At 70.6% G+C, this 6190-nt stretch carries 8 protein-coding genes; 5 read left to right on the top strand and 3 right to left on the bottom strand.

Features of this window, described 5'->3' with window-relative positions; translation table 11 throughout:
• Window positions 1-163: 163 nt before the first annotated feature.
• On the top strand, window positions 164-559 hold the full coding sequence (locus tag GA0115259_RS32520; RefSeq protein ID WP_093603622.1) for a hypothetical protein: 396 nt from the start codon (window positions 164-166) through the stop codon (window positions 557-559).
• 70 nt (window positions 560-629) lie between these two features.
• On the opposite strand, the gene GA0115259_RS32525 is transcribed toward GA0115259_RS32520, so the two are convergent.
• A complete protein-coding gene (locus GA0115259_RS32525) occupies window positions 630-1304 on the bottom strand; it encodes a FadR/GntR family transcriptional regulator (RefSeq protein ID WP_093603624.1) in 675 nt (224 codons plus the stop codon).
• 57 nt (window positions 1305-1361) lie between these two features.
• Between GA0115259_RS32525 and GA0115259_RS32535 the strand changes: the two genes are divergently transcribed.
• From GA0115259_RS32535 to GA0115259_RS32545, 4 genes are all read left to right on the top strand, one after another.
• Window positions 1362-2753, top strand: coding sequence for a CynX/NimT family MFS transporter (locus GA0115259_RS32535; RefSeq protein ID WP_237540655.1), 1392 nt, complete (start codon window positions 1362-1364; stop codon window positions 2751-2753).
• A gap of 4 nt (window positions 2754-2757) precedes the next feature.
• On the top strand, window positions 2758-2874 hold the full coding sequence (locus GA0115259_RS42395) for an SGM_5486 family transporter-associated protein (RefSeq protein WP_256098240.1): 117 nt from the start codon (window positions 2758-2760) through the stop codon (window positions 2872-2874).
• A 139-nt stretch (window positions 2875-3013) separates the two neighbouring features.
• Window positions 3014-3223 (top strand): hypothetical protein, encoded by a 210-nt coding sequence (locus GA0115259_RS32540; protein WP_093603626.1) that lies wholly within the window; start codon window positions 3014-3016, stop codon window positions 3221-3223.
• A gap of 91 nt (window positions 3224-3314) precedes the next feature.
• A complete protein-coding gene (locus GA0115259_RS32545) occupies window positions 3315-3833 on the top strand; it encodes a SixA phosphatase family protein (RefSeq protein WP_093603628.1) in 519 nt (172 codons plus the stop codon).
• A gap of 87 nt (window positions 3834-3920) precedes the next feature.
• On the opposite strand, the gene serB is transcribed toward GA0115259_RS32545, so the two are convergent.
• Together serB and GA0115259_RS32555 are read right to left on the bottom strand one after the other, a co-directional pair.
• Window positions 3921-5144 carry a phosphoserine phosphatase SerB gene (serB, locus tag GA0115259_RS32550; protein WP_093603630.1) on the bottom strand — a complete coding sequence of 408 codons (1224 nt, stop codon included), beginning with the start codon at window positions 5142-5144 and terminating at the stop codon, window positions 3921-3923.
• A 76-nt stretch (window positions 5145-5220) separates the two neighbouring features.
• A partial coding sequence (locus GA0115259_RS32555) for a streptophobe family protein (RefSeq protein ID WP_218104250.1) occupies window positions 5221-6190 on the bottom strand: 970 nt, incomplete at its 5' end.

Genomic DNA, 6190 nt, shown 5'->3' on the forward strand with positions numbered 1-6190 from the left:
GGGGCGCGGCTTCCGTGTGTCTGGGCGATGTCAGGGCGTGCGGGCCCAGTGATCCGGCGGAGTGACGGACTGTGTCCCTTCGATTCGAAAAGAGGGACAAGTGGCCCCACACTGAGCGCATCGGGGCATTCCGGTTGCCGCGCATGGGGGAGGAGGTGTAGGCATGCGTCCGTCGCACCGCCGTACGGCCACCGCTCTCACCACGGCCCTGCTGATCGCGACCGGTTTCGCCGTCTCCTCGGCGCTGCGGGACATACCCGTACCCGTCGCCGATCTGTCCGTCCCTGCGAGCGGCGGCGGCATGGAACCCGCCCGTCCCGACCGCTTCGGAGCCACCTGTCGTACGAAGATCGAGGGCTCCCGCGCCACCGCCTCCTGTCACAACCCGTATCCGGAGACCGACCGGTTGCGGCTGCATGTCGAGTGCGAGCGCTGGTGGGACATCGACGCCGACAGCGAGGCGGTGGAGATCGCCGCGGCCCGGTACGCGGAACTCGCCGAGCGGTGCTGGATGGAGATACGCCAGGTGTGGATAACCCACGAACGCGTGGCCTCCTGAGCACCGCCGGGCGGTCCCGTAACGTCCCGACGCTCCCGTACGGTCCGGGCGCTCCCGGACCGTACGCCGCTCAGACGCGTTCGCCCAGACAGTGACGGGTATAACTGGCCGCCTCGGTGCCCGCCGTCTCCACATCGCCCGCCCGGATCGCGGCCACCAGCCGTGCGTGGTCCATATGGTTCTCCGGGCGCAGCTCCTGTCCCACATCGTCACGGAGCCGGTCGCGCAGCAGATGGTTGAGGTCCGCGTAGAGCGCGGTCAGTACGTCGTTGTGCGAGGCCGAGACGACCGCCATGTGCAAGGTGGCGTCGGCGGCGACGAACTCGTCCCGGTCGCCCGCGGCCCAGGCCTCCTCGCGGCGGGCGAGGAGCGTGTCCAACTGCCGCAGATCCCGCTCCGTGCGCCGCTCGGCGGCCATCCTGGCGGCCGAGGACTCCAGTGTGGAACGCACCTCGGCGATATCGCGCGGGTCGGCGCCGGCGAAGCGCCGGTGCATCACGCCGGCCAGCTCACTGGTCGCCACGACATAGGTGCCCGAGCCCTGCCGGATGTCCAGAAGCCCGTTGTGCGCGAGCGCGCGGACCGCCTCACGGATGGTGTTACGGGCCACTCCGAGCTGCGCGACCAGCTCGGGCTCGGTCGGGATGCGGGAGCCCACCGGCCATTCGCCCGAGGTGATCTGGCTCCGCAGCTCGGCGATCACCTGATCCGAGAGCGCGGAACGCCGGGGAGAGGTCAGCGCCATGGTGCTCCTAGTCGTAGGGCTGGACAGTCAATCATCCCATGATTCTATGATGGCTCCATGCCTGACGAGCCGCGACCGCAGATACCCACGGACACCCAGACGCAGACCCAGACCCAGACGCAGACCCAGACCCAGATCCAGACCCAGATCCCGGGCCAGGCCCAGATCCCGGGCCAGGCCCAGATCCTGAGCCGGCCGACCACATCCCCTGCGGCATCCGGCGATTCTCCCGCATCGGCCTCACCGGCCGCGGCGGTCTGGCTCACCCGGCTTCTTGTCGTCGGGCTCGTTCTCGCCGCACTCAATCTCCGCCCGGCCATCACCAGCCTCGGCGCGCTGCTCGAAGAGGTACGGGACGGGCTGCACATGAGCGGCACCGTCGCCGGTGTCCTCACCTCCGTACCGCCGCTCTGCTTCGCGGTCTTCGGCTTCAGCGCGCCGCGACTGGCCCGGCGGTACGGTCCCGGCGCCATCGTCTGCGCCGGCATGGTGGCCATCACGGCGGGACTGCTGATCCGTCCGTTCGTGAGCGGTACGGCCGTCTTCCTCGCGGCGAGCGCGTTCGCGCTCATGGGCATCGCCGTCAGCAATGTGCTGATGCCGGTGATCGTCAAGCGGTACTTCCCGGACCGTGTCGGCACCATGACCGGGCTGTACTCGATGGCACTGGCGCTCGGCACGGCAGTCGCCGCCGCCGCGACCGTTCCCATGACCGAGGCGCTGGGCGGCAACTGGCGCACGGGACTCGGTATCTGGGCCGTGCTCGCGGCGGTGGCCGTACTGCCCTGGCTCGGCCTGGCACGCGACCGCGGCGCGGTGTCACCTTCCGGCGTGGTCGCGGCGGCCTCCGTTCCCGGGCTCCGGCTCGGGCGCAGCCGTACCGCCTGGGCGCTCGCCTGCTTCTTCGGCCTTCAGGCCACCGGCGCGTACATCGCCATGGGCTGGATGCCCCAGGTCTTCCGCGACGCGGGCGTCCCGGCCGGCACGGCGGGGCTGCTGCTCGCCGTGACCATGGTGATGGGAGTGCCGCTGGCCTTCGTGATCCCGGGCCTGGCCGCGCGGATGAAGAACCAGGGGCCGATCGTCGTCGGTCTGGGCGTCTGCGGACTGACCGCCTACTCGGGCCTGTACTTCGCACCAGCCGAGGGCGCCTGGGTCTGGGTGGTCCTGCTGGGCATCTCGAACTGCTCCTTCCCGCTGGCCCTCACCATGATCGGCATGCGGTCGCGCTCCGGCGCGGGAGTCGTACGGCTCTCCGCGTTCGCCCAGAGCACCGGCTATCTGATCTCGATCCCGGGCCCGCTGCTGGTGGGCGTGCTCTACCAGCACACGGGCGGCTGGGGACTGCCGATCGCGCTGATGGGGGGCTTCCTGGTGCCGCAGATGGTGGCGGGCGTGATCGCGGGCCGGGACCGGACGATCGAGGACGAGGCGCGGATGCGAGACTGAACGCATGCCAGTCCTTGACCCGAATCCCCAGAACGGCCAGCAGAAACTGCTCCTCGTCTTCGGCGCGATCATCGGCATCCTGGTGCTGATCGGAATAATCGCGTCGATTGCGTCGCCCTGACGAGAGGGGGTGGGGCTAGCACCACCACCCCCTAGGGGGTCAGGGTCAGGGTCGAGTGGGTGGGTCGCCGGATGTGCTCCAGGGCTCATGATCCGTAGGTTCTGAGGTAACAAGAAACCGCAGACCCACGGAGGCGGCCATGCCGGTCCCGACCCACCCCCGGTCCCACACCCGCGTCGCCTCCGACAAGATCGAGATCCGGCTGCCGTGGTGGTCCGTTGCCCTGCCCGCCGTCGCCTTCGCCGCGCTGCTTCTGCTGATGACGGGCTCCACCGAGGCCCGTGCCGCCGCGAGCGCGCCCGCGGTCGGCCGCATTCTGGAGCAGATTCATCTGACCTTGGTGGGTTAACGGCGAGCAGTCGCCAGCACCGTTCACCCGTGCCGGGGCAGCCCGTCAACACCCTCTGCCCATTGGCGCATTTCATGCGAAGCTGGGATGCATGAGCGTCGATACACCTCGCAGGATCGTTCTCCTCCGGCATGCGAAGGCCGACTGGCCGGACGTGCCCGACCACGAGCGGCCGCTCGCCGATCGCGGCCGGTCGAACGCGCCGATCGCCGGCCGCAGGCTCGCCGACAGCGGACTCGTTCCCGATCTGGCTCTCTGCTCGACGGCCGCCAGGACGCGTGAGACCTGGAAGCTGGCGGTGCAGGAGCTGCCCGTGCGTCCCAGGACCGTCTATGAGGACCGGCTCTACGACGCGACGCTCGGCGATCTCTTCGCCCTGGTCAACGAGACGTCCGACGAGGTGAACGATCTGCTGCTGGTCGGTCACAATCCCGGTATGCACGCGCTCGCCGACGCTCTCTCCGGCGAGGCCGAAGGCGACACCATCGCCAGGATGACGAGGACGGGATTCCCGACCGCCGCGCTGGCCGTGATCGCCTTCAACGGAAGCTGGAAGTCGGTGGAGCACGGCGTGGGCAGGCTTGTCGACTTCTGGACACCGCGCGGCTGATCCGCGTCCCGGACGCGAGCGGACCCCGGCGGGCGACGGACTCGCGCCGGGGCCGGTCTCGTAGGTCGCCGGGGCCGCCGCCGTAGGTCAGTGCCCGTCTCCGCCGTCCGCGGTCTCCACCTCTTCGCGGGTGATGCCCAGCAGATACAGCACGGTGTCCAGGAACGGTACGTTCACCGCCGTATGGGCCGCCTTGCGGACCACCGGCTTGGCGTTGAAGGCGACTCCCAGCCCCGCCGCGTTCAGCATGTCGAGATCGTTGGCGCCGTCGCCGATCGCGACGGTCTGTGCCAGCGGGACGCCCGCCTCGTCGGCGAATCTGCGCAGCAGCCGCGCCTTGCCCGCGCGGTCCACGATCTCGCCCACCACCCGCCCGGTGAGCTTGCCGTTCACGATCTCCAAGGTGTTGGCGGCGGCGAAATCCAGCCCGAGCTGCTCCTGGAGGGCATCGGTGACCTGGGTGAATCCGCCCGAGACCACGCCTACTTGATAGCCGAGGCGCTTGAGCGTACGGATCAGGGTGCGGGCGCCGGGAGTGAGCCGTATCTCGGCGCGCACCTTCTCCACCACCGACTCGTCCAGCCCGGCGAGCAGCGCCACCCGCGCATGCAGGGACTGCTCGAAGTCCAGCTCTCCGCGCATGGCCCTGGAGGTCACCTCGGCGACCTCGGCCTCACAGCCCGCGTGGGCCGCGAAGAGCTCGATGACCTCGTCCTGGATCAGCGTCGAGTCCACGTCCATGACCACCAGCCGCTGGGCCCGGCGGTGCAGTCCGGCCGAGACGACCGCGACATCCACTCCGATCTCCGCGCCCTCGGTGGCCAGCGCGGTGCGCAGCGGCTCGGTCTCCACACCGGACACCGCGAACTCCACGGCGGTGACCGGGTACTTCGCCAGCCGGAAGATCCGGTCGATATTGCCGCCGGTGGCGGTGATGGAGGCCGCTATGGCCGCCGTCGACTCGGCGGTCAGCGGATTGCCCAGCACGGTGACATGGGAACGGCCGCTGCCGCGCGGCCGGTTGTCGCCGATACCGGAGATGATCTCCGCCTGGAGTTTGAGCGATTCCGTCCAGGTGTGCACGGTCGCCCGCAACTCGCCCTCGCTGGCACCGCCGGAGGCCGGAGCGGTGATCAGCGCGCAGAGGACGATACGGCCACGGGTGACGACCTGCTCGATGTCGATCACATCGACGGAGTAGGCGGCAAGGGTGTCGAAGAGCCCGGCGGTGATCCCGGGACGGTCCTTCCCGAAGATCTTGACGAGAAGAGTGGGGACGTCGGCGGTCCGAGGGGGCTGCGATGCGCTCATGGTGGTTCCACCGTATCGGGCGAGTCAGGAGCTGTGGCCGGCCGTCCCGCGTACCGGACAGCGGTACCAGTCTCGGTCAGCGGCCGTCCCGCTGCGACCCCGGGGCCGGCGGTCCGCTCTCGCCCTCGGGCAGGCGCAGATACGGGTTCGTATCGGGATTGGCGGGCCGGTAGGGCACGGACGGCCTGTACGGTCCGGGCGTCTGACCTGGGGCGGAATCCGTACGGGCGGGGCCCGCCGACGGCGCGTCCTCGGGCATCGGCGGAAACGCCGGCTCGGGCAACGGCAGCACTTCCGTCCTGGGCGCCCATCGCGCCTGCGGCTCCGCCGTTTCCCTGGCCGCTTCTCCAGCCGCCTCCGTACGCCTGCCCCAGCCCGCGGCGTACGCGAGCAGCGCTCCCGCGCCTCCGGCGCCGGCGCCCCAGACCGCTCCGAGCAGCAGGGCCGTACCGGCTCTGCCGTGCAGTTCGATGCCCGCGCCGAAGGCAGGGACGCCGAGCACGGACAGCGAGGCGTCGGCCGAGACCTCCGTGAGCCACACCAGGGCCGGGAGAGTGAGCGCGGTGACGATGCCGAGCCTCAGAGCACACCGCCGGACGAAGGCGCCGAGGCTCCTGTGCGTCCGGCTCCCGTGGGCCGGGCCGCTTCCGCTGGCGCCGCCGGCCGCGCCGCTTCCACCGGCCGCGACCTCGTCGGCCCGGACCGTACGGACCGCCGTCAGTACTCCGGCGTACAGCATCATCACGGTGACGGCCACCACCAGCAGCCAGATCCGTCCGTCCAGCTCCGCGAGCCCGCCGACCGACAGTGGCTCACCGCCCGACGGCCGCAGCAGTCTGTCCAGCGGATCGGGAAGCAGTGAGGCCAGGGAGCCCGACGCCCTGCCGTCCCAGGGCACGAACAGACCGAGCGGAATGCCGAGCCAGACGCCGTTCGGCGCCGCGAGCAGGGCCGCGCCCGCGATACGCCGGGGATGGTCGTCGCCGATCGCCGCGTACGTGGCCGCCGCGAGCCCCGCGAGCACCGCCATCAGCACCACGCCGACC

The sequence above is a fragment of the Streptomyces sp. MnatMP-M17 genome (assembly GCF_900091995.1).
GTDB lineage: Bacteria > Actinomycetota > Actinomycetes > Streptomycetales > Streptomycetaceae > Streptomyces.